Annotated in this window: 20 protein-coding genes and 1 riboswitch; of the genes, 13 read left to right on the forward strand and 7 right to left on the reverse strand. The window is 70.5% G+C overall.

All coding sequences use genetic code 11. The features are described 5' to 3' along the window. Position 1 precedes the first annotated feature (1 nt). The gene (locus VPH61_RS06700; protein ID WP_332062730.1) at positions 2 to 910 is read left to right on the forward strand and encodes a carbohydrate ABC transporter permease; all 909 of its coding nucleotides are present in this window, start codon (positions 2 to 4) and stop codon (positions 908 to 910) included. Positions 911 to 971: 61 nt separating this feature from the next. Here the strand turns inward: VPH61_RS06700 and VPH61_RS06705 are convergent, their stop codons facing one another. Then, on the reverse strand, positions 972 to 1,361 hold the full coding sequence (locus tag VPH61_RS06705; protein ID WP_332062731.1) for a VOC family protein: 390 nt from the start codon (positions 1,359 to 1,361) through the stop codon (positions 972 to 974). A 366-nt stretch (positions 1,362 to 1,727) separates the two neighbouring features. On the opposite strand from VPH61_RS06705, the gene VPH61_RS06710 reads away from it, so the two are divergent. From VPH61_RS06710 to VPH61_RS06720, 3 genes are all read left to right on the forward strand, one after another. After that, positions 1,728 to 3,035 carry an ABC transporter substrate-binding protein gene (locus VPH61_RS06710; RefSeq protein ID WP_332062732.1) on the forward strand — a complete coding sequence of 436 codons (1,308 nt, stop codon included), beginning with the start codon at positions 1,728 to 1,730 and terminating at the stop codon, positions 3,033 to 3,035. Between the two features lie 92 nt (positions 3,036 to 3,127). Continuing rightward, complete coding sequence (locus tag VPH61_RS06715) at positions 3,128 to 4,084, forward strand: carbohydrate ABC transporter permease (protein WP_332062733.1); 957 nt, start codon at positions 3,128 to 3,130, stop codon at positions 4,082 to 4,084. Then, complete coding sequence (locus VPH61_RS06720; RefSeq protein ID WP_332062734.1) at positions 4,081 to 4,986, forward strand: carbohydrate ABC transporter permease; 906 nt, start codon at positions 4,081 to 4,083, stop codon at positions 4,984 to 4,986. The genes VPH61_RS06715 and VPH61_RS06720 overlap by 4 nt, the downstream gene beginning before the upstream one ends. A 66-nt stretch (positions 4,987 to 5,052) precedes the next feature. Here the strand turns inward: VPH61_RS06720 and VPH61_RS06725 are convergent, their stop codons facing one another. Further along, entirely contained in the window at positions 5,053 to 6,822 is a 1,770-nt protein-coding gene (locus tag VPH61_RS06725; protein WP_332062735.1) for a glycoside hydrolase family 35 protein, read from the reverse strand. A gap of 133 nt (positions 6,823 to 6,955) precedes the next feature. On the opposite strand from VPH61_RS06725, the gene VPH61_RS06730 reads away from it, so the two are divergent. Further along, positions 6,956 to 7,978, forward strand: coding sequence for a LacI family DNA-binding transcriptional regulator (locus VPH61_RS06730; RefSeq protein WP_332062736.1), 1,023 nt, complete (start codon positions 6,956 to 6,958; stop codon positions 7,976 to 7,978). Positions 7,979 to 8,054: 76 nt separating this feature from the next. Here VPH61_RS06730 and VPH61_RS06735 read toward each other — a convergent pair whose 3' ends face one another. Continuing rightward, the gene (locus VPH61_RS06735) at positions 8,055 to 9,698 is read right to left on the reverse strand and encodes a beta-N-acetylhexosaminidase (RefSeq protein WP_332062737.1); all 1,644 of its coding nucleotides are present in this window, start codon (positions 9,696 to 9,698) and stop codon (positions 8,055 to 8,057) included. A gap of 113 nt (positions 9,699 to 9,811) precedes the next feature. After that, positions 9,812 to 9,892, forward strand: a riboswitch (ZMP/ZTP riboswitch). Positions 9,893 to 9,965: 73 nt separating this feature from the next. On the opposite strand from VPH61_RS06735, the gene glyA reads away from it, so the two are divergent. The 5 genes from glyA (at position 9,966) to VPH61_RS06760 (ending at position 15,935) form a co-directional block, all read left to right on the forward strand. Next, entirely contained in the window at positions 9,966 to 11,240 is a 1,275-nt protein-coding gene (gene glyA / locus VPH61_RS06740; protein ID WP_442879064.1) for a serine hydroxymethyltransferase, read from the forward strand. A gap of 9 nt (positions 11,241 to 11,249) precedes the next feature. Continuing rightward, on the forward strand, positions 11,250 to 12,134 hold the full coding sequence (locus VPH61_RS06745) for a bifunctional methylenetetrahydrofolate dehydrogenase/methenyltetrahydrofolate cyclohydrolase (RefSeq protein WP_332062739.1): 885 nt from the start codon (positions 11,250 to 11,252) through the stop codon (positions 12,132 to 12,134). Between the two features lie 71 nt (positions 12,135 to 12,205). Further along, positions 12,206 to 13,666, forward strand: a complete 1,461-nt coding sequence (locus tag VPH61_RS06750) for an acylneuraminate cytidylyltransferase (protein WP_332062740.1) — start codon at positions 12,206 to 12,208, stop codon at positions 13,664 to 13,666. Positions 13,667 to 13,677: 11 nt separating this feature from the next. Continuing rightward, positions 13,678 to 14,553 (forward strand): N-acetylneuraminate synthase family protein, encoded by an 876-nt coding sequence (locus VPH61_RS06755; RefSeq protein WP_332062741.1) that lies wholly within the window; start codon positions 13,678 to 13,680, stop codon positions 14,551 to 14,553. Next, the gene (locus tag VPH61_RS06760) at positions 14,550 to 15,935 is read left to right on the forward strand and encodes a DUF6716 putative glycosyltransferase (RefSeq protein ID WP_332062742.1); all 1,386 of its coding nucleotides are present in this window, start codon (positions 14,550 to 14,552) and stop codon (positions 15,933 to 15,935) included. Before VPH61_RS06755 ends, VPH61_RS06760 begins: the two co-directional genes overlap by 4 nt. A gap of 78 nt (positions 15,936 to 16,013) precedes the next feature. Here VPH61_RS06760 and VPH61_RS06765 read toward each other — a convergent pair whose 3' ends face one another. Both VPH61_RS06765 and VPH61_RS06770 read right to left on the reverse strand, forming a co-directional pair. Continuing rightward, on the reverse strand, positions 16,014 to 16,550 hold the full coding sequence (locus tag VPH61_RS06765; protein WP_332062743.1) for a gamma carbonic anhydrase family protein: 537 nt from the start codon (positions 16,548 to 16,550) through the stop codon (positions 16,014 to 16,016). Positions 16,551 to 16,559: 9 nt separating this feature from the next. Further along, positions 16,560 to 17,891 (reverse strand): APC family permease, encoded by a 1,332-nt coding sequence (locus VPH61_RS06770; RefSeq protein ID WP_332062744.1) that lies wholly within the window; start codon positions 17,889 to 17,891, stop codon positions 16,560 to 16,562. A gap of 87 nt (positions 17,892 to 17,978) precedes the next feature. On the opposite strand from VPH61_RS06770, the gene VPH61_RS06775 reads away from it, so the two are divergent. Continuing rightward, positions 17,979 to 18,464, forward strand: coding sequence for a YbaK/EbsC family protein (locus VPH61_RS06775; RefSeq protein WP_332062745.1), 486 nt, complete (start codon positions 17,979 to 17,981; stop codon positions 18,462 to 18,464). Positions 18,465 to 18,518: 54 nt separating this feature from the next. On the opposite strand, the gene galK is transcribed toward VPH61_RS06775, so the two are convergent. Then, positions 18,519 to 19,688 carry a galactokinase gene (gene galK / locus VPH61_RS06780; RefSeq protein WP_332062746.1) on the reverse strand — a complete coding sequence of 390 codons (1,170 nt, stop codon included), beginning with the start codon at positions 19,686 to 19,688 and terminating at the stop codon, positions 18,519 to 18,521. Next, positions 19,685 to 20,851, reverse strand: coding sequence for a galactose-1-phosphate uridylyltransferase (galT, locus tag VPH61_RS06785; protein WP_332063000.1), 1,167 nt, complete (start codon positions 20,849 to 20,851; stop codon positions 19,685 to 19,687). Before galT ends, galK begins: the two co-directional genes overlap by 4 nt. Before the next feature lie 140 nt (positions 20,852 to 20,991). Here galT and VPH61_RS06790 point away from each other — a divergent pair, with 140 nt between their 5' ends. Both VPH61_RS06790 and VPH61_RS06795 read left to right on the forward strand, forming a co-directional pair. Beyond that, positions 20,992 to 21,837 carry a DeoR/GlpR family DNA-binding transcription regulator gene (locus VPH61_RS06790; protein ID WP_332062747.1) on the forward strand — a complete coding sequence of 282 codons (846 nt, stop codon included), beginning with the start codon at positions 20,992 to 20,994 and terminating at the stop codon, positions 21,835 to 21,837. Next, the gene (locus VPH61_RS06795) at positions 21,834 to 22,766 is read left to right on the forward strand and encodes an aldose 1-epimerase family protein (protein ID WP_332062748.1); all 933 of its coding nucleotides are present in this window, start codon (positions 21,834 to 21,836) and stop codon (positions 22,764 to 22,766) included. Before VPH61_RS06790 ends, VPH61_RS06795 begins: the two co-directional genes overlap by 4 nt. Positions 22,767 to 22,781: the final 15 nt, after the last annotated feature.

Here is a 22,781-nt window from a genome sequence, read left to right on the forward strand (position 1 = left end):
CGTGGCCGTCACCGCACCCGCGTTCGAGACGATCGCCCCGCCCGCGGCATCCGCTCGCAAGCGCCGCTACACCGAAGACCAGGTGCCGCTCGGCAAGGTGATCGTGCGCATGATCGCCGGCTTCGTCGTGCTCGCCGTCTTCGTGCTGCCGTACGTCATCATGTTCTTCGGATCGGTGAAGACGAAGGCGCAGATCCGCTCGGTCGATCCCACCTACTTCCCAGAGGAGTGGCACTGGGAGAACTACATCAACATGTGGTCGACGCCCGAGACGCCGCTGCCGCAGAACCTCATCTCGACGATCGTGATCTCGGTCTTCGCGACGCTGCTCGTGCTGCTCGTCGCGATGCCAGCGGCGTACTACACGGCTCGCTTCAAGTTCCCGTTCCGCATGGTGTTCCTGTTCCTCGTGATCGTCACGCAGATGCTGCAGCCGGCCGTGCTGACCTCGGGCCTGTTCCGCCAGTTCCTCGCGTTCGACATGATCGACACGTGGGCGGCGATGATCTTCATCAACGCCGCGTTCAACCTCTCGTTCGCCGTGTGGATCATGCACTCGTTCTTCGCCGGCATCCCGAAGGAGGTCGACGAGGCCGCTCAGATCGACGGCGCTGGCCGTCTCAGGGTGCTCTTCACGATCAGCCTGCCGCTCGTCTGGCCCGGCATCGTGACCGCGATCGTGTTCACCTTCGTCGCGTGCTGGAACGAGTTCGCGGCCTCGCTCGTGATCCTCTCGACCGCGGGCAACCAGCCGCTCTCCGTGGCCCTCACGAAGTTCGTCGGCCAGTACGAGACTTCGTGGCAGTACGTGTTCGGCGTCTCGATCGTCGCGATCGTGCCGGTGGTCATCCTCTTCATGATCATCGAGAAGCGCCTCGTCGGCGGCCTCACCGCCGGCAGCGTCAAGTAACCACCAGAACCAGCGGATGTCGCGGGTGCCGCCTGCCCCGCGGCATCCGCTTCACTTCTGCTCAGGCGGCGCCGGGATCGGTCGTCCAGAGCCCGAGGATGTTGCCCTCGGTGTCGGCGAAGTACGCGAACCAGCCCATGCCGGGCACCGGCGCGCGCGGGGACACGACGGAGCCGCCGATCTCGGTGATGCGCTCGAGCGCACCGTCGATGTCGTCGACGTCGACGGTGAGGATCGGGGTCGTCAGCCGATCGGCGCGCTGGAACATGCCGCCGTTGATCGCCCCTGGTTCGAGTGGCTGCTGGGTGGCGTCATCCACCGGCGTCGTGATGACATTCGTGTAGTCCATGCCCGGAATGGGGTCGAGCTTCCAGTCGAACGCCGCACGATAGAACGCCCCAGCGCGTTCCTGATCATCGGCCGGGATCTCGAAATGCACGATGCCTGGCATCTCCGCCTCCTTCGTCGGGGCACGGCACCACCGTGCCTGACGGGAGCATAGACCCGGCCGGGCGACGCCGACAGAGGGGCCAGGACGCGCTGCAAGGGCTCGCGTGCAGCAGGGCTCCGATCTTCCTCGCAATTCCCGGTGCGACAATCCGCCGTCGCTCGAGCTTCGCGCCGTGCTGCAGTGTTCGCGCTGTACATTCGCGGGCATGGATTTCGGGCTCCCAGTTGAATTTCCGCGTCAGAGGAGTAATGTGAGCGCAAACATTCATTCCACCAGTGTTGGCGAGGTGCGCGCGAGCGCGCCGAACCTGCCGGTGAGCACGCCCGTGCACCAACGGGCGGCGATTCTCTCAAAGAGGAGCGATACATGACGTACAGCACTCGCATCGCACGCACCGCCGCAGCAGCGACGGTCACGGCGATCTCGGTGTTCGGGCTTGCGGCCTGCAGCACCGGCGGCGACTCGGGCAGTGCCGACGGTCCCGTCGAGATCAGCTACCTGCACCGTCTGCCCGACGGCGAGGGCATGACTCCGGTCAGCGAGATCGTGGAGCGCTGGAACGAGGAGAATCCCGACATCCAGGTGACGGCGACGAAGTTCGACGGCGCGGCGACCGACATGATCCTGAAGCTCGAGACCGACGTCAAGGCCGGCAACGCCGCATGCCTCGCTCAGGTCGGCTACTCCGAAGTGCCGCAGATGTACGTCAAGGGCCTCCTCGAAGACGTGGCCGACGAAGCCGCGAAGCACGAGGACGAGTTCTCGGCCGGCGCCTACTCGATGATGACCGTCGGCGACGCGGTCGTCGGCTACCCGCAGGACACCGGCCCCCTCGTGTACTTCTACAACGCGACGGAGTTCGAGAACCTCGGCCTCCCTGTGCCCACCACCCTCGACGAGCTGAGCGCCGACTCCGCGACCGCGGCAGCCGCCGGCAAGTACGTCACCGCCTTCACGCCCGACGAGGCGCTCTCCTGGCTGTCGGCTCAGGCCGCGGCCGCGGGCGACTCCTGGTTCGGCTCGAGCGACGGCGGATGGACCGTCGACACCGAGGGTACTGGCAGCCAGACGGTCGCCGCCTTCTGGCAGAACCTGATCGACAACAAGCAGACGCTGGCCACCGAGCGCTGGGGTGAGGCCTTCACGCAGGCGCTCAACGACGGCAGCCTCATCGGCCACGTCGGCGCGGCTTGGGAGGCGGGCTTCCTGCTCGACTCGCTCGACGGCACCCCGGCCGAAGGCCAGTGGCGCATCGCCCAGCTGCCCGACTTCGGCGCCGGCGCCCTGACCGGCCCCGACGGCGGCTCCGGCGTCGCGGTCATGAAGGGTTGCGAGCACCCGGAGGCGGCGATGGAGTTCAACGCCTGGCTGAACACCCAGGTCGACGACCTCGCCTCGCAGGGGCTCGTCGTGGCCGCCAACGGCACGCCGACCACGAGCGACAAGATGCTCCGCCAGTTCGGCGGCCAGGACGTGCTCGCCGAGCTCGCGATCGCCTCGAGCAACCTGAGCCCCGACTTCGTCTACGCACCGGGCTTCGCCTCGCTGACCAAGATGAACGAGACCGCCGCGGGCGTCGCCGACGGCAGCACCACCGTCGCCGACATCTTCACCACCGCGCAGACGACCGCGGTCGCCACGCTCGAAGACCTCGGGCTGCCCGTCTCCGAGTGAGGCGCGGCGTCGATTGATCGCCACGGCGGCGGATCGCAGTTGCATCATGCGATCCGCCGCCGATTCGAGGTTGAACGGAGAGACCGACCACAATGACCGCATCCACCACGTCCCGCGCCGTGAACGGGGGGACGACGACCAAGCGCAACCGGGGAGCCCGCCATCAGGCGCTGACCGGCTGGATGTTCATGGCGCCGTTCTCCGTGCTGTTCGTCGTCGTCTTCCTCGTGCCGATCATCGTGTCGGTGCGTTCCTCGATGTTCGCGGAGGTGCCGAGCGGCGACGGCCTCTACGGCGGCGGCGAGCTCGTCGACACCTTCGTCGGCTTCGACAACTTCGCGACCGCGGTCGGCAGCGAGGTCTTCTGGGCCGGCATGGGCCGAGTGCTGCTGTACGCGCTCTTCCAGATCCCCGTGATGACGATCGCCGCGCTCGGGCTCGCCCTCCTGCTCGACACCTTCATCGTGCGCCGTCCCGGCTTCTTCCGGCTCGCGTTCTTCCTGCCGTTCGCGATCCCCGGTGTCATCGCCGCGATGATCTGGCTCTACCTCTACACCCCCGAGGTCTCGCCGTTCATGTCCTTCCTCCCGGAGGGGACGAACTTCATGGCGCCGGGCACGATCCTCGCGTCGATGGCCAACATGACCACGTGGACCTACACGGGCTACAACATGCTCATCTTCCTCGCCGCACTGCAGACCATCCCGAGGGACCTGTACGAGGCCGCCCGCCTCGACGGCGCCACCGGCTGGCAGATCGCGACGCGTATCAAGATCCCGCTCGTGCGGGGCGCGGCGCTGCTCGCGGTGCTGCTGTCGATCATCGGCACCATCCAGTTGTTCAACGAACCGGTGATCATGGAGAGCGCGAACCCGTGGATGGGCAAGGCCTATACCCCGATGATGCTGACCTACAACTCGATGATGGGCGCGGTCTCGCCGTCGGGAACGGGCATGGCGTCGGCCTACTCGTTGTTGATGGCGGTCGTCGCGGGAGCCCTCGCGATCGTCTACGCGCTGCTGCAGCGCCGGAAGGGAGCCTCGGCATGAGCGCCACGGTCATCGAGACGGCGAAGCGCCGCGCGCGAAAGGCCGCTGCCGACGTCCCGCCGAAGTCGGAGCTGCCGAGCCCGCTGGCCCGTGTCGCGGGCATCGCGGTGCTCGTCGTGGCGACGATCTACTTCATCGCACCCGTGCTGTGGGTCATGATCGCGTCGACGAAGAGCAACCGCGACCTCACCTCGTCGTTCGGATTCTGGTTCGCCGAATGGAACCTGCCGGCGAACTACGACAGCCTCATGACGTGGACCCAGGGCTTGTTCTGGCAATGGGTCGGCAACTCGATCTTCTACTCCGTCAGTGCGGGCGTCATCGGCACGCTCTTCGCCGTGATGGCGGGATACGCGGTCGCCAAGTTCGTATTCCCCGGCAAGACGATCGCGGTCGGGCTCATCATGGCGGGCCTGCTCCTGCCCGTGGCGCTTCTGACGGTGCCGCTCTACCTCGAGTTCCACGCCCTCGGTCTCGTGAACACCCCGTGGGCGATCATCATCCCTTCGGCGGTCTCGCCGTTCGGCGTGTTCCTCGGCATCGTCTACGCGCAGGACGCGGTGCCGACCGAGCTCCTCGAGGCCGCGCGCATCGACGGCGCCGGCGAGCTCCGCATCTTCTTCACGATCGTGATGCGGCTTCTGGCGCCTGCGATGGTGACGATCTTCCTGTTCATCTTCGTCGCGACCTGGAACAACTTCCTGCTGCCGTTGATGATGGTCTCCTCGGCCGAGCTGAAGCCGGTGACGCTCGGCCTGTTCGGCATGATGAGCTACTTCGCCCCGGCGAAGGGCGCGGTCATGCTCGGCGCCCTGCTCGGCGTCATCCCGCTCATCATCCTGTTCTTCAGCCTGCAGCGCTTCTGGCGCTCGGGCCTGGCCGCCGGCGCGGTCAAGGGCTGAGCCCCGAGGCATCCGAATACCGAGAAGGGCCCGCGGCACGCCGCGGGCCCTTCTCGTCTCGCTTGCTCAGGAGCCGATGAACTCCTCGACCGGGCCGAGCTCTGGCATGTCGCGCACCTCGACCGTGTCGCCGAGCTGCTCGAGGTCGAGCACTCGCACCGTGTTGGCTCCGGCGCGCCACAGCGGTGCGGGGGCGTACAGGGTCACCTGCGGGCCGACGTTCCAGTAGCGGCCGAGCAGGAACCCGTTCAGCCAGACGAACCCCTTGACCCCGCCCGGGAACGCGAGCCAGGCGTCGGCGGGTTCTGCGACGTCGAGCCGGGCGACGGCGAAGCCGTCGGTGCCCGGGGCGCCGACGGGCCGGGGCGCGTCCATCGGGATGACGCGATGCGCCCAGCCGTGCACGTAGCGCCGGCCGAGCAGCACGCCGTCGAGGATCCCCTTGTGCTCGCCGATCCGCGGGCCGTAGTTGATGCGGCCGACGTTCTCGACGACGAGCGTGATGGTGACCGGCCCGCTCGAGACCGGGAGCGCCGCGCTCGTCTCGCCGTCGCGCTCGAGCGTCGCGACGCGGGCGCCGTCGACGAAGACCGTTGCGCGGTCGTGCAGGCCGCGAATGGCCAGCACGTTCTCACCCGCCTCGACGACCGCGGTCGCCTCGTACGCGACGAGCCCCTCGGCGACGCCGAGCTCCTCGAAGGTGGCGGGGTGGGGTCGCGGGGCGCTCGCCGCGAGCGCCGCGACCGAGCCGATGAGGGATGCCTCGGGTGCGAGGTTCGTCGTCTGCGGCGGCTGGAAGCGCGGTGCAGCGGGCAGTTCGGGCAGCGGCACGTCGTGGAAGGGCGCGAACGACGCGCGGAGCGCCTCGAACTTCGCGCCCACCCGGCCGTCTTCGGCGATCGGCGCGTCGGAGTCGTAGCTCGTGGCGGTCGGCTGGATCGCGCCGTCCCAGTTGGCGCCGTTCCACAGGCCGAAGTTCGTGCCGCCGTGCGCCATGTAGAGGCTGACGGAGCCGCCGGCGGCGAGGAGCTCGTCGACGGTGCCGATCATGCTCTCGGCGCTGCGAACGTGATGCCGCTCGCCCCAGTGGTCGAACCATCCGCCCCACAGCTCGCTGCAGAGCAGCGGCGTCTTCGGTGGCAGCAGTTCCACGGCCGCCGACACGCCCGTGCCGAACGTGAAGCTCGGCATGGCGCCCTCGACCGAGCCGTGCTCGTGCATGCCCGCGGTGATGCCGTCGGCGGTCGTCAGGAGTTCGACGATGCCGGCGCTGCGGAGCAGGTCGCGCTGGTGTACGAGGTGCTCCAGGTCGGAGCCGAACGATCCGTACTCGTTCTCGACCTGCACGGCGACGATCGGGCCACCGTGCACGGCCTGCAGGGGCGCCAGGCGGGGGAGGAGCTCGGCGTACCAGCGCTCGACCGCTTCGCGGTAGACGGGGTCGCCGGTGCGCACACTCCGCGTGCGGCCGGTCAGCCAGCTCGGGAGGCCGCCGTTGGACCACTCCGCGCAGATGTACGGGCTCGGGCGCACGTACACGTCGAGGCCGATCTCACCGGCGAGGCGGATGAATCGCTCGACGTCGCGCCATCCTTCGAACGACGGTTCGCCCTCGATCTCTTCGTGGAAGTTCCAGGCGATGTACGTGTCGACGGTGTTCGCCCCCATCGCCGCGAGGCGACGGAGGCGATCCTCCCACTGCTCCGGGTGCACGCGGAAGTAGTGCACGGCTCCGGCGAGAATGCGGTGCGGGCGACCGCCCCGGAGCAACACGCTGTCGCGATATGTGAGCGCAGCTACCGAATCAACGTCGGCTCGAGTGTCGGTCGCGGTCATCGCGCGGCCCCCCTTGAATCGCGGGCAATGTCGCCCGATCTTGGAAAATGTTTGCGCTCACATTATCGCGCAAGAATCACTGGGCGCAGCCGTGTTCCACCACTGCAGAGTGAACGCTCACTACGATGGGTCCATGCCACGTCGTTCAGCAGAGGAGCGTGCGCCGAATCAGGTCGATGTCGCGCGCGTCGCCGGCGTGTCGACGCAGACGGTGTCACGAGTGCTCTCGGGCCACCCGAACGTTCGCCCCGAGACGGCGCATCGCGTCATGGCCGCGGTCGACGCCGTCGGATATCGGCTGCACGCTGCAGCCGCCTCACTCGCCTCCGGCCGCACCCGCATGCTCGGCGTCATCCTCGTCTCCACGGCCCGCTACTCGACGAGCGCCATCCTCCTCGGCGTCGAATCGGTCGCCGCCGAAGAGGGCTACGCGGTGACGACGGCGAGCGTGGCGCAGCACTCCGCTCCGGCGAGTTTCCTCGAGGCGTTCGATCGCCTCGAGGGCCAGGGCGCCGAGGGCATCGTGATCCTCGCGCCGGTCGGATTCCTCGCAGAGGCCCTGGGCTCGCGCACCGAGCGCACGCCCACCGTGGGGCATCGTCAGGCCGACGGCGTCGGCGACGACGCACTCGTCGACCAGCGGGCGATCGCCCGGGCGGCCACCGAGCATCTGCTCGACCTCGGACATCGCACCGTCTGGCATGTCTCGGGCGATGAGTTCTGGCAGGAGTCGAACGCACGCCGTGAAGAGTGGGAACGAGTGCTCCGCGAGCGCGGCGTCACGCCGCCGCCCGTGATTCCGGCCGATTGGTCGCCCGAGTCGGGCTACCGCGCGGGGCGCACGATCGCTGCGATCCCCGACGTCACCGCGGTGTTCGTGTCGAGCGACGAGATGGCGTTCGGCGTCATCCGCGCCCTGCACGAGGCCGGACGCACGGTGCCCGACGACGTCTCGGTCGTGAGCGTCGACGACATCGCGCTCGCGGCCTATGCGGCGCCCGCCCTCACGACGGTGCGTCAGCCCTTCGAAGACGTGGGCCGAGCGACCGCCAAGCGCGTGATCGAGATGATCGAGAAGCGCGAAGCCGTTGCGACCGAGCCGCTGCGCCCTGAGCTCGTGGTTCGCGCCTCGACCGCGCCACCGCACGGCGCGTAGCCGACTCCCGCCGCTCCAGAGCGGGCCCCGGCGACGAGCGGATGCCGCGGCGCACGGCCACCCCGTGAGCGGCGGGTCACTCGGCCCAGGGCACCCCGCCGACCTTGCGGTAGTCGATGCCGAGCGCGTCGAGGTGCGTGCCGAGCGAGGCCAGTCGGGCGCGGAACGACGCCTCGTCGCGAGCCGCGCCGTCGGCCGGTGCCGGCGACCACGCGATCTCGGCGATCGCGGTGATACGGGGGAACACCATGAACTCGAGTTCGGGCGCGGCGGTGATCGTCTCGGTCCAGACGGGGGCCTCGATGCCGAGGATGTCGGCCTCTGCGAGGCCGGGCACGATCGTCGTCGGCTCCCACGAGTACGCCTCCTCGAGGGTCGTCGGACCGTCGGCCCAGACCTGGCCGACGGTGCTGCCGAGCGGGCCCGCGGGGTCGTCGGGGTACTTCATGTCGAGGTAGGCGACGTCAGCGGGCGAGAGGATGACGCTGCCGCCCTGTTCCACGAACGAGGTCGTGAGCTCGCCGGCGCGTTCACGCGGGGCGACGAAGTCCCAGTACTGTCCGACCGTTCCCGACGGGAGCTCTCGTGACGCGCCCATCTCGTGCCAGCCGATGACGGTCTTGCCGGTCGCTGCGCCGGCCGCCGTGATGCGTCGCACGAGGTCGAGGTAGTCGGACTCCGAGGTCGCGAGGGACTCGTCGCCGCCGACGTGCAGCCACGGCCCGGGCGTCATCGCCGCGACCTCGCCCATGACGTCGGCGATGAACCGGTCGGTCACCTCGGCCCGCTCGGACGACGCGCAGAGCGACGAGAACCCGACCTCGACTCCCTCGTACGGCTTCGGTGCGACACCGTCGCAGTTCAGCTCGGGGTAGGCGCTGAGCGCTGCGTTCGTGTGGCCCGGCAGGTCGATCTCGGGCACGACGGTGACGAACCGTTCGGCGGCGTACTCGACGATGCGGGCGTAGTCGGCCTTCGAGTAGAAGCCGCCGCCGTCGCCTCCGGTCGAGGTCGACGCGCCGATGCCGGTGAGCTCGGGCCATGCGTCGATCTGCAGGCGCCAGCCCTGGTCGTCGGTGAGGTGCAGGTGCAACACGTTGAGCTTCAGCAGCGCGATGCGGTCGATGTGGTCGAGCACGTCCTCCACCGGGAAGAAGTGACGCGCGACGTCGAGCATCGAGCCGCGGTAGGCGAAGCGCGGGGCATCGGCGACGGATGCCGCGGGCACGGTCCATCCGTCGACCGGCGCCGTCGCGGCATCCGCTCGCTCGATCTCGGCCGGAAGTAGTTGCCGCAGCGTCTGGGTGCCCCAGAAGAGCCCGGCGGGGGCGGACGCCACGATGCGGACGCCGTCGGCGCCGCTGTCGAGTGTGTACGCCTCGGGCCCGTCGCCGGCCCCCGGGTCGATGACGAGCGCGACGTCGGCGACACCGGCCTCGCCGCCGACCACGGGCAGGTCGAACCCGGTGGCGAGTCGCGCCTGCACGGCGAAGGTCTCGGCGACGGCCGCGGCCTCGCCCTCGGCGACGAAGCGCGACTCCTCCGTGAGCGCGAACGAGTCACCGCTCGTGAGCTCGAATTCGACGGGGGCCGGGATGATGCCGGTCACGGCGTCTCCGTTCTGTTGGGCGGTGCAGCCGGTGAGGGCGAGCGCGGGAGCGAAGAGCCCTGCGGCGATGAGGAACGCAGTGATGCGGCTACGGCTGCGTCGTCGATGCATGCGTCCTCGCTCGTTCGGCGGCGAATGGTAAGGATTCCTAACTCATATCGTGGCATGTTTCGTGACCGAGCGGCAGTGCCGTCGTCGGCTTCGCGCGGCATCCGTTGCTAAGCTTCGAGGGTCGCGACTGGCGTTGAGATGGATACCATCGGGGAGCGACTGGCACGGATCGACCGCACGCCTGGGCCGGTACGCATACCTCGGCGCTGGCGCGCGCGAGGCAGCACCCCTCTGCAGTCCGTCACGTCAGTCATGAAGGAGCCAGTCTTGGCCGAGTCCGTTTTCAATGCGCCGCTTTCCGAAGTCGACCCCGAGATCGCCGAAGTCCTCGAGCTCGAACTCGGTCGCCAGCGCGACTACCTCGAGATGATCGCGAGCGAGAACTTCGTTCCCGTCTCCGTGCTGCAGTCGCAGGGCAGCGTGCTCACCAACAAGTACGCCGAGGGCTACCCCGGCCGCCGCTACTACGGCGGCTGCGAGTACGTCGACGTCGCCGAGTCGCTCGCGATCGAGCGGGCGAAGTCGCTCTTCGGCGCCGAGTACGCGAACGTGCAGCCCCACTCCGGCGCCACCGCGAACGCCGCGGTGCTCTCCGCGATCGCGACGCCCGGAGACACGATCCTCGGCCTCGAGCTCGCCCACGGCGGTCACCTCACCCACGGCATGAAGCTGAACTTCTCGGGCAAGCTCTACAACGCCGTCTCCTACGGCGTCGACCCCGAGACCTTCCTCGTCGACATGAACGTCGTGCGCGACAAGGCCCTCGAGCACAAGCCGCAGGTCATCATCGCCGGCTGGTCGGCCTACCCCCGCCACCTCGACTTCGCCGCGTTCCGCGCGATCGCCGACGAGGTCGGTGCGAAGCTCTGGGTCGACATGGCGCACTTCGCCGGCCTCGTCGCTGCCGGCCTGCACCCGAGCCCGGTGCCCTACGCCGACGTCGTCTCCTCGACGGTGCACAAGACGATCGGCGGCCCGCGCTCGGGCTTCATCGTCTCGCGCGACATGGAGCTCGCGAAGAAGCTCAACTCGAACGTGTTCCCGGGCCAGCAGGGCGGGCCGCTCATGCACGTCATCGCGGCGAAGGCCACGGCGTTCAAGATCGCGGCATCCGAGGACTTCAAGAACCGCCAGGAGCGCACCATCCGTGGCGCGCAGATCCTCGCGGCCCGCCTCACCTCCGATGACTCGCGTGCGGCCGGCATCGACGTGCTCACGGGCGGCACCGACGTGCACCTCGTGCTCGCCGACCTCCGCAACTCGAAGATCGACGGCCAGCAGGCCGAAGACCTCCTGCACGAGGCGCTCATCACGGTGAACCGTAACGCCGTTCCGTTCGACCCGCGCCCGCCCATGGTGACCTCGGGCCTGCGCATCGGCACGCCCGCGCTCGCGACCCGCGGCTTCGGCGACACCGAGTTCACCGAGGTCGCCGACATCATCGCGCTCGCGCTCCAGGGCGAAGCGGATGTCGCGTCGCTCCGTTCGCGCGTCGAAGCCCTCACGGCGGCGTTCCCGATGTACCCGGGCCTCGCGCAGTAGGGATACCCCATGACCGCGATCACACTCGACGGCGTCGCCACCGCGTCGGCCGTCAAGTCCGAACTCGCCTCGCGCATCCAGCTGCTGAAGGCGCACGGCGTAGTGCCGGGCCTCGGCACGCTCCTCGTGGGCGACGACCCGGGTTCGCGGTCGTACGTCGCGGGAAAGCATCGCGACTGCGCCGAGGTGGGCATCGAGTCGATCCGCATCGACCTGCCCGCCTCGGCCACCACGGCCGATGTGCGCGCCGCGATCCGCGATCTCAATTCGGCGTCCGAGGTGACCGGCTACATCGTGCAGCTGCCGCTGCCCGCCGGCCACGACGAGAACGCGATGCTCGAGCTCATCGACCCCGACAAGGACGCCGACGGGCTGCACCCGACGAACCTCGGCCGGCTCGTGCTCGGCATCGAGGGCGAACTGCAGTCGCCGCTGCCGTGCACGCCGGCCGGCATCGTCGAGATGCTGCGCCGCTACGACGTGCCCATTCGCGGGCGTCACGTCACGGTCATCGGCCGCGGACTCACGGTCGGCCGCCCGCTCGGCCTGCTGTTCACCCGCAAGGGCCTCGACGCGACCGTCACGCTCACGCACTCGCGCACCGAAGACCTCGCGGCCGAGGTGCGCCGAGCCGACATCGTCGTGGCCGCCGTGGGCGTGCCGCATCTCGTGAAGGCCGAGTGGATCAAGCCCGGCGCCGCCGTGCTCGACGTCGGCATCACGCGCGTGCAAGACGAAGACACGGGCAAGGGCAAGCTCACGGGCGATGTCGACCCCGCTGTCGCCGAGGTCGCCGGACACCTGTCGCCGAACCCCGGCGGCGTGGGCCCGATGACCCGCGCGATGCTGCTCGCGAACGTCGTCAAGGCCGCGGAGCAGCGCCTGCACCGGTAGTCGACCTGTCGGTCGCCCGGTGTTCACCACGTGTGCACCGGGTGGCCGTCTTGCGCGCGTAGCTTCGCGCCATGGCCAGGGTCGAACTCGTCGAAGCGCCGCGCGCCGTCGCCGCGCCTGTGTCGGCGACGCGCGCCGACGGCAGCGAGGTGGGCGCGAGCACTGAGCGAGCGGATGCCGCAGTCTCGCGTGCGATCGCGATCATTCCAGCCCGTGGCGGCTCGGTCGGGCTGCCCGGCAAGAACCTCGCACGCGTCGGCGGTGTGCCGCTCATCGCCAGGGCCGTTCGTGCCGCGCTCGCCGCGGAACACATCGGCCGGGTCGTCGTGACGACCGATGACGCCGTGATCGCAGACGCTGCCCGGGCCGCGGGCGCGACGGTCGTCGATCGGCCTGTCGAGCTGGCGGGATCCACGGCATCGAGCGAGTCCGCACTTCTGCATGCGCTCGATGAGCTCGACCTGCGCGATGCTCTCGAGTCGCGCGTGCCCGATCCGCTCGTCGGCGGCGTCGACGCCAACGACGCCCGCCGATCGGGCGACGATCGCCCGATCACCGTCTTCATCCAGGCGACCTCGCCCTTCATCGATCCGGCCGACCTCGATGCCGCGATCGCTCGCGTCGCCTCGGGCGAACGCGACGTCGTGTTCTCGTGCGTGCCAAGCCATGCATTCCTCTGGCGCGATGACGCCGACGCGGGCTCCGTGGTCGGGGTGAACCACGAGACAAACCGCCGCCTTCGCCGTCAGGAGCGCGAGCCCGAGTACCTCGAGACCGGGGCGTTCTACGTCTTCGCGACCGACGGGTTCCGTGCGGCGGGTCATCGGTTCTTCGGTCGCATCGGCCTGCAGCAGGTCGACGCCGACCACGCGGTCGAGATCGACGAGCTCGCCGACCTCGAGCGGGCGAGAGCACTCGCGCCTCGCATCGATCGCGCGCTCGCGGCATCCGCTCGGCTCGGCCCGACGAGCGCTGCGCACGACCCGCAACACCCGCACGACCCGCTCGACCCGCGCATCGACGTCGACGCGCTCGTGACCGACTTCGACGGCGTGCACACCGACGACACGGTCATGGTCGACCAGCTCGGGCGCGAGTCGGTGCGGGTGAGCCGCAGCGACGGTGCAGGCATCGCGCGGCTCCGCGCGGCCGGAATCCCGGTGCTGATCCTGTCGGCCGAGCAGAACCCGGTGGTCGGGCGGCGGGCCGAGAAGCTCGGCGTCGAGTGCGCCCAGGGCGTGGCGGAGAAGGGCGCGGTGCTGCGCGAGTGGGCCGAGCGCCGCGGCATCCGCCTCGATCGCGTCGCCTACCTCGGCAACGACCGCGGCGACCTGCCGGCCCTCGAGCTCGTCGGCTGGCCCATTGCCGTGCCGGATGCCGCTCCCGAGGCGCTCGCCGCAGCGCGCCACGTGCTCTCGCGGCCGGGTGGCCACGGGGCAGTGCGCGAACTCGCCGACCTGATCCTCGCCGCGCGTGACGCCGCCGCGGCGGACGAAGAACCCGATCCCGCGCCACCGCGCGATCCTGAATGAGGGAGCACCACATGTCCGTGCGCATCGGCCGATCGGTCGTCGGCAGCGAATACCCGGTCTACGTCATCGGCGAGATCGGCCTGAACCACAACGGCGACGTCGAGATCGCCAAGCGCCTCATCGACGTCGCCGTCGAGTCGGGGGCGCAGGCGGTGAAGTTCCAGAAGCGCACCCCCGAGATCGCGACGCCCGAGCACATGCGCGACGTGCCGCGCGAGACGCCGTGGGGAACGATGACCTACCTCGACTATCGGCGCCGGGTCGAGTTCGGCGAGGCCGAGTACCTCGAGATCGCCAGTTACGCGCTGCGGGCCGGCATCGACTGGTTCGCATCGCCGTGGGATGTCCCTTCCGTCGAGTTCCTCGAAGGACTCGACGTCGTCGCGCACAAGGTCGCCTCCGCCTCCGTCACCGACCTGGCGCTGCTCGACGCGATCGCCCGCACCGGCAAGCCCGTCATCCTCTCGACGGGCATGTCGACGCTCGACGAGATCGACCGAGCGGTCGAGACCCTCGGCACCGAGCGCCTCGTCATCATGCACGCCACCTCGAGCTACCCGATGCCGCCCGAGGAGGCGAACCTGCGCACGATCGAGACGCTGCGCGGGCGCTACCCCGGCGTGCCGATCGGCTACTCCGGCCACGAGCGCGGCCTGCAGATCTCCCTCGCCGCCGTCACCCTCGGAGCCGTCGCGGTCGAACGCCACATCACGCTCGACCGCGCGATGTGGGGCTCCGACCAAGCCGCGTCGCTCGAGCCGACCGGCTTCGAGCACCTCGTTCGCGACATCCGCGTGATCGGCGAGGCCATGGGCGACGGCGTGAAGCGCGTGTTCCCCGGCGAGGAGGCGCCGCGGGCGAAGCTGCGCCGGGTACCCGCGCTGTGAGTCGCGGAGATCGGTCGGGCGCACCGGGCAGCGACGACACGTCGGGCGTCGCTGGCTTCGCCGGCGACGCGCATGCCGCGGGCGCGCCGCCCGCGGCCGGTCGCCGACTCCTCGTGATCGCCGATTCCGACTCCTACGTGAAGTGGGGCGCCGCCTTCGCCGCCCGGCTGCCCGGCGGCTGGAGCGCCGAGCTCGTCGTGCTGCGGACCCCCGTGCTTCCGAGCAGGCGGCAGCTGCGCGTGGCACTGGCCGGCACATCATTCGCCGCCGAACGCGTGCCCGTGATCAGCCTCGACGAGCTTCCCGAGCGTCTCGCACGTGACCGCCCAGATGCCGTGCTCCTCGCGCTGCGCGGGCCCCTCGTGCGGGTCGTCGCGCCGATTGCGGCTCGCGCGCCGGGTCGCCCGGTGCTCGTGAGCGGCTTCCCCGGCCTCACGATCCCGGCGGAGCGCAAGGCGATCGTGTACCGCGAGCAGGTCGATCTCATCGTCCTGCACAGCCGACGCGAGGTGCGCGCCTTCCGCGCGAACGCGGAGGAGCTCGGCATCGAGGTCGAGTTCGGACTCGCGACCCTCCCCTTCCTGCCGGGTGGCAGGGCAGCGGATGCCGCGGCATCCGAACCGGGCGCCGATCTCGTCTTCGCAGCACAGGCCAAGGTGCCCGCCGAGCGTGACGATCGCGTGCGCCTGCTCGGCTGGCTCGCCGACGCGGCGCGGCGCCGTCCGTCGCGACGTGTCGTCGTCAAGGTACGGGCGCGGCGCGGCGAGGCGCAGACCCACGCCGAGGCCTTCGACTACGCCGAACTGCTCGACGACCCCGACGTGCGCCGCGCGCTCGGCGGATCCCTGCCGCCGAACCTCGTCGTCGAAGACGGACCGATGGCCGATCACCTCGCGCACGCCGCCGGACTCGTGACCGTGAGTTCGACGGCGGCGCTCGAGGCCGTGGCGTCGGGCCTGCCGACCCTGCTGATCGACGAGTTCGGCGTGACGCCGAAGCTCATCAACACGGTCTTCGAGGGCAGCGGGCTGTTCGGCGGGGCCGATGCGCTTGCCGGCTGGGAGTTCCGGCGCCCGGCGGACGAATGGCTCGCCGACAACTACTTCCACGGCGGTGAGCACGACGACTGGCTTGCGCGTCTCGAGGCGCTGCTCGATCGACGTGCTGCCGGAGACCTTCTGCTGCGGAGCCGTGCGTACAACCTGTCGGGCGGAGCCCTGCGCCGCGCCTTCGAGCGCAAGCGCATGCTCGGCGAACACGACCGTTCGCTCGCGGGCGCCGCCTCGATGGTCGTGGCGATCCCGACCCGTTGGGTCGTGCGGCGCGCTCGCCGCGTGCGTGCGCTGCTGGCCGCACCGGGGATTGGCGTGGCCGAGGTCTGACCGCTACGAACAGCGGCGGCCAGGGCGAGCGACCGGCGGGCCGACCGGCCGACCGTGTGACCCGAGCGCCTGACCGACTCAGTCGACCGGAGCCGAGTGCTCCTCGACGTGGGCCAGGTACGACGCGGCGTTGCGCTGGATGCCGGCGCGCTCGATGTCGCTGAGCTCGCGGCGCACCTTGGCCGGCACGCCGGCGACGAGCGAGCCGGGCGGCACGACGGTGCCCTCGAGCACCACGGCGCCGGCGGCGACGAGGGAGCCCGCACCGATCACCGCGCCGTTCAGCACCGTCGCATTCATGCCGACGAGGCAGTGGTCTTCGACGGTGCAGCCGTGCAGCACCGCGCCGTGCCCGACCGAGACGCCGCGCCCGACGTTCAGCGGGTAGCCGGCGTCGACGTGGCAGACGACCGTGTCCTGCAGGTTCGACCCCTCGCCGATGCTGATCGGCTCGGCCTCGGCGCGGAGCACGGCGTTGTACCAGACGCTCGATCCAGCGGCGAGGCGCACGTCGCCGACGATCACGGCTCCGGCGGCGACGAACGCCGTCTCGTCGAGCGTGGGGGCGGCGATGCCGGCGATGGTCAGGATGCGAGCCGAGGGGTCTGCAGACATGCGCACAGCCTACGCGCGCCCATCGCGCGGCCCATCGTTCGGTCCGGCCTCCCCGTGACGCCGACGCGCAGAGCGCACCGCCCGGGCGATGATGCGATAGGCGCCGCCGATCGCGAGCACCGCGATGCCCGCGACGATCGAGACGGGCGGAAGGGTCGCGACGAGCACGAGGCATCCGATCGCCCCTGCTGCGGAGAGCGCCCGAGGGACCCGTCGTTCCGATCGGGGCTGCGTGATCGCCGCGACGTTCGCGACGAGGTAGTAGAGCAGCACGCCGAAGGAGGAGAAGCCGATCGCCCCGCGCAGGTCGACCGTCGCGACGAGCACGATGACGGCGATCGCGACGGCGATCTCGGCGACATGGGGCACCTGGAACCGCGGATGGATCCGGGAGAGCGGACGCGGCAGTTCGTCGTCGCGCGCCATCGCGAGGGAGGTGCGGCCGATGCCCGCGAGGAGGGCGAGCAGCGCCCCGAGCGCCGCGACTGCGGCGCCGATGCGAACGACCGGTGCGGCCCAGTGCCAGCCGGCGGCCTCGACGACGTCGACGAGCGGGGCGACGGATGCCGCGAGCCGCTCCGGGCCGAGGGCGCCGAGTGCCGCGGCGCCGACGGCGACGTAGACGAGTACCGCGATGGCGAAGGCGATGCCGATGGCCCTCGGGATCGTTCTCGACGGATCGCGCACCTCTTCGCCGAGCGTCGCGATGCGCGCGTACCCGGCGAATGCGAAGAACAGCAGGCCCGCCGACTGGAGGATGCCGAGCCAGTCCTGGCCAGGCGCGCCGGCGCCGGCGCCGAGGTCGATGACGGGCGCACCGTCGATCGGCGCGCCGCCGTACGTCGCTGTCGCGCCCGCGGCGACGACGAGCGCGAGCACCCCCAGCACGCCGATCACGATGACGGTCGCCACCCGCGCCGTGCGGGTGATGCCCCGCAGGTTGACGGCGGCGATCGCGATGACCGCGACGATCGCGAGCGGCCGCTGCCAGGCCGCGGGAGCGAGGTACGCCGCGAAGGTCATCGCCATGGCGGCGCAGCTCGCGGTCTTGCCGATGACGAAGCTCCAGCCGGCGAGGAAGCCCGGCCACTCGCCGAGGCGTTCGCGGCCGTATCGGTAGGCGCCGCCGGACTCGGGATAGCGTGCGGCGAGCTGCGCCGTCGAACCCGCGTTGGCGAGGGCGACGAAGGCGGCGATCGCGAGCCCGATCATGAGCCCGGCCCCGGCGGCCTGCGCCGCGGGCGCGAACACCGCGAAGACGCCGGCGCCGATCATCGCGGCGAGGCCGATCGCGACGGCGTTGCGGAGCCCGAGGCGACGGGCGAGGGAAGGCTGGTCCACGCTCGCACATTAGAGCATGCAGGTGACGGGCAGGGGGAGTGTGCGGCCGACCGGCTTCACGACGGCGCCGGTCGCTAGGATCTCGGCATGCCTTCGCCCACGCACACCGCCGTCGACCGAGTCGCCGAGGCCCTCGCCCGGCATGGGCTCGCACCCGAGATCGTCTGGTTCGACGACGCGGTCACGACCGCCCCGCTCGCCGCGGCGGCGCTCGGCGTCGAGGTCGGCCAGATCGCCAACTCCCTCGTCTTCACGATCGACGAGGAGCCGATCCTCGTGCTGACGTCGGGTTCGCACCGCGTCGACACGGAGTGGCTCGGGCAGCAGCTCGGCGGCGTCATCCGTCGCGCCTCGAAGGAGGTCGTGAAGGAGGCGACCGGTCAGGTCATCGGCGGCGTCGCGCCGCTCGGCCATCCCGCGCCGGTGCGCACGGTCGTCGACGTGCAGCTCGCCGACTACCCGGTCGTCTGGGCGGCGGCGGGCCACGCGAGGACGGTCTTCCCGACCTCCTTCGACGAGCTCGTGCGCATCACGGGTGGCACGCCGCATGCCGTCGAGGCCTCGCGCCCCTGACTCGTCGCCGCATCAGGGTGGCAGCAGCTTCTCGACGCGCACCCCGGCACGCACTCAGGCGTCGCGCCTGGCGCCCTCGCTCGGCCGCACGACGAAGATCGTCGGTTCGCGGTAGCCCTGCTCGGCGAACTCGCGGCGGACCTCGCGTTCGACGACGGGCACGAGCGCGTCGATCATGAGTGCGATCGCCGAACCGCCGAAGCCGCCTCCGGTCATGCGGGCGCCGATCGCACCGTTCGCCTGCGCGGTGCTGACCGCGAGGTCGATCTCGGGCACGCTGATCTCGAAGTCGTCGCGCATCGAAACGTGCGACGCGTCGAGTAGCGGACCGATCGCGGCAGCGCCGTGTTCGCGCAGGGTGCGCACCGTGTCGAGCACCCGCTGGTTCTCGGTGACGATGTGCCGCACCCGGCGGAAGGTCTCATCGTCGAGCACCGCAGCGGCGCGGACGAGGTCGCCGACGTGCACGTCGCGAAGCGATTCGACGCCGAGCGCCGCTGCGCCGGCTTCGCAGGAGGCTCGCCGTGCGGCGTAGCCGCCGGTGGCGTGGGCGTGCGACACGTTGGTGTCGATGACGAGGATCGAGAGGCCGTCGGCGGCGAGGCCGAGCGGGATCACCTCGGCGTCGAGGCTGCGGCAGTCGAGGAACACGGCCGCATCGGCGTGCGAGAGGAGCGAGGCCGACTGGTCGAGGATCCCGGTGGGGGCGCCGACGACGCGGTTCTCGGCGAGCTGGCCGACCTTGGCGAGCGTCGGGCGGTCGAGGCCGAGGTTCCAGTGCTCATCGACGGCGAGGGCCACCGAGCTCTCGATCGCGGCCGACGACGACAGCCCGGCGCCGACGGGCACCGTGCTCGAGATGTGCAGGTCGAGACCGGAGACGGCCCCGAGGTCGGCGCCGAACTGCCCGAGCGCCCAGATGACGCCGAGCGGGTAGGCCGACCACCCGTCGAGCGACTCGGGGGAGAGGTCGTCGAGATGCAGCTCGACAGTCTCGGTCGCGAAGGTCGAAGAGACCCTGATCAATCGGTCGTCCCGCGAGCCGAGCGCGACGTTCGCGCGCTGGTCGATCGCGAACGGGAAGACGAATCCGTCGTTGTAGTCGGTGTGCTCCCCGATGAGGTTCACCCGCCCGGGTGCGGACCAGACGCCGAGCGGCGGTCGTCCGTATCGCTGCGCGAAGCCGGCAGCGGTCTCGGTCGAGGAGGCGGCGGAATCGGTCACGATCGGGTTCCTTCGGAGGCGGAGTGGGAGTCGGAGTCGAATTTCGGGACGGAGCCGACATCGGGCACAGAGTCGATTGCGGCGCGCAGCGCCTCAGCCTGTGATTCGGGCGTGACGTCGCCGATCCATGCTCCCATCGCGGCCTCGGAGCCGGCGAGGAACTTCAGCTTGTCGGCGCCGCGGCGCGGGCTCGTGAGCTGCAGCATGAGTCGAACGTCGCCCCGGCGCTCGTTCACGGGCGCCTGGTGCCACGCGGCGATGTAGGGAGTGGGGGTGTCGTAGAGCCGGTCGATGCCCCGCAGCAGTCGCAGGTAGAGCGAGGCGAGCTCGTCGCGCTCGGCGAGGGTGGTCTCGGCGAGGTCGGGCACGTGCCGGTGGGGGAGCAGGTGCACCTCGATCGGCCAGCGCGCGGCGAACGGCACGTACGCGGTCCAGTGCTCACCCGCGAGCACGACGCGGGGCCCGCCGCGTTCGCGCTCGAGCAGGTCGGCGAAGAGCGTCGGCCCGTACGCATCGATCGAGGCGAGCAGCCGCTCGGTGCGCGGTGTCACGTAGGGGTACGAGTAGATCTGGCCGTGCGGGTGGCCGAGCGTCACGCCGATCGCCTCGCCGCGGTTCTCGAACGGGAAGACCTGCTGCACGCCGGGCAGCGCCGAGAGCGCGGCGGTGCGCTGGGCCCACGCCTCGATGACGGTGCGCGCGCGGGAGACGGACTGCGTGCCGAAGGAGCCCTCGCGCTCGGGGCTGAAGCAGACGACCTCGCAGCGGCCGATCGAGGGGTGCGTGCGCTCGAGGCCCACCCGGCGGAGGTCGGCGAGCACGTCGGCGTTCGACGTATCCGGGTCGGCGAGTGCCGGGCCGAACGACGGCGAGCGGTTCTCGAAGACGGCCACGTCGTACGTGCTCGGGATCTCCGACGGGTTGCCGGGCCGCTGCGGTGCGAGCGGGTCGAGGTCGGCGGGCGGCAGGAAGACGCGGTTCTGGCGTGCTGCGGCGATCGAGATCCATTCGCCGGTGAGCGGGTCCTGCCGCATCTCGGCGTTCGCGGGCCGCGGGTCGAGCACGCGCTCGTCGATCGCGCGCTCGGCGGGCAGCGTCGAGCCGGCATCGTCGAAGTAAATGAGCTCACGGCCGTCGGCGAGCCGGGTCGAGGTCACGGTGATGCGAGGGTCGACAGGGGCAGCGGATGCCGCGCCCGCGACGTCGTTCGAGTCGGTCACGCGCCACACCCTACGCGCCTTTCGTTTCGCAAACAAACGCATTTCGTATTGCAAAGTCACTGGGGAGCGCGCATGATTCCGATATGACGATCGACCCTGCGACCGCGAACGCCCCGCTCGATGCGCCCCGGCGGCGCGAGCTCGCCCTCGCCCTCGTCGCCGAGCGGGGATTCGTGCGCGTCGCCGAACTCTCGCGCGCGTTCGGCGTCACGACCGTCACGGCGCGTGCAGACCTCGACTCGCTCGAACGCCAGGGCGGCATCCGCCGGGTGCACGGCGGAGCCGTGCCGCTGTCGTCGCCGCTCGCCGCCGAGCGCCCCGAACGCGAACCGAGCTTCGAAGAGGCGCTCGAGGCATCCGTCGAACCGAAGCGGCGGATCGGGGAGCACGCCGCCTCGCTCGTCCGCAGCGGGCAGAGCATCATCCTCGACGTCGGCACGACGACGCTGCAGGTCGCCCGCGCCCTGCGCGCCCGCACCGACCTCGAGGACCTCGTCGTGTTCACCAACGGCCTCTCGATCGCGCTCGAGCTCGAGCCCGAGATCCCGCGCTTCACGGTCGTCGTGACCGGCGGCACGCTCCGGCCCAAACAGCACTCCCTGGTGCATCCGCTCGCCGGCTCGATGCTCGACGAGGTGCACGTCGACCTCGCCTTCATCGGCTGCAACGGCGTCGACCCGGTGCACGGCGTCACGAACGCGAACCTTCCCGAGGCCTCGGTCAAGTCGCTCATGATGCGAGCGGCCGCGCGATCGATCGTCGTCGCCGACGCGGCGAAGCTCGGCGAGGTGCACCTCGGACGCATCGCCGCCATCGACGCCTTCGACGCACTGGTCACGGATGCCGCGGCGCCGACGCCGATCGTCGCCGAACTCGTCGATGCCGGCCTCGCCGTGCACTTCGCGCGAGACTCTAGAGTGGATCCATGACCCTTCCCACGGGCGAGCAGTTCGCCCTCGAGACGTCGACGTCGAGCGGCGACCTCAGCGCCACGATCACGGCCGTCGCAGCAGGCATCCGCACCCTCAGCATCAACGGCATCGACCTCGTGCCACCGTTCGCCGAAGACCAGACCCCGCCCTCCGGCGCGGGCATCGTGCTCGTGCCGTGGCCGAACCGCATCCGCGACGGCCGGTGGAGCCACGACGGCGTCGAGCACCAGCTCGCGATCACCGAGCCGGCGAAGAACAACGCCATCCACGGGCTGCTCCGCCACACCGAGTACCGGCCGATCGCTCACGAACGCGACTCGGTGACGCTCTCGGCGACGGTGTACCCGCAGGCCGGCTACCCGTACCTGCTCGGCACCGCCGTGCACTACGAGCTCGTCTCCGATGGGCTGAAGGTCACGCACTACATCGAGAACCTCGGTGCCGAGGCCGCTCCCGTCGCGATCGGCACGCACCCGTTCCTGAAGATCGGGGGCGTGCCGACGGCCGACCTCGAGCTGCGCCTCGACGCCGCGAGCCACATCGAGGTCGACGAGCGGTTGCTGCCGACCGGTGAGGTGCCCGTCGACGGCACTGAGTGGGACTTCCGCGAGGGCCGGCGGGTCGGCGACGTCTCGCTCGACGACGCCTTCGGCGAGATCGCGAGCGAAGACGGCCAGGTGCTGCACACGCTCACTGCGCCCGACGGACGCACCGTCTCGATCTGGGCCGACTCGGTGTTCGAGTACGTGCAGTGCTACACGACCACGGCCTTCCCGGGCGAAGACGGCGACGTCGCCATCGCGGTCGAGCCCATGACGGCACCGGCTGAGGCGTTCAACTCCGGCCGAGGGCTTCGCTGGCTCGATCCGGGCGAGGAGTGGCAGGCGTCGTGGGGCATCCGCTTCGAGGGATTCGCGCCGGAGTAGCCGACCCGTCGTCGA

It is taken from the genome of Agromyces sp. CCNWLW203, from assembly GCF_036576125.1.
Classification (GTDB): domain Bacteria; phylum Actinomycetota; class Actinomycetes; order Actinomycetales; family Microbacteriaceae; genus Agromyces.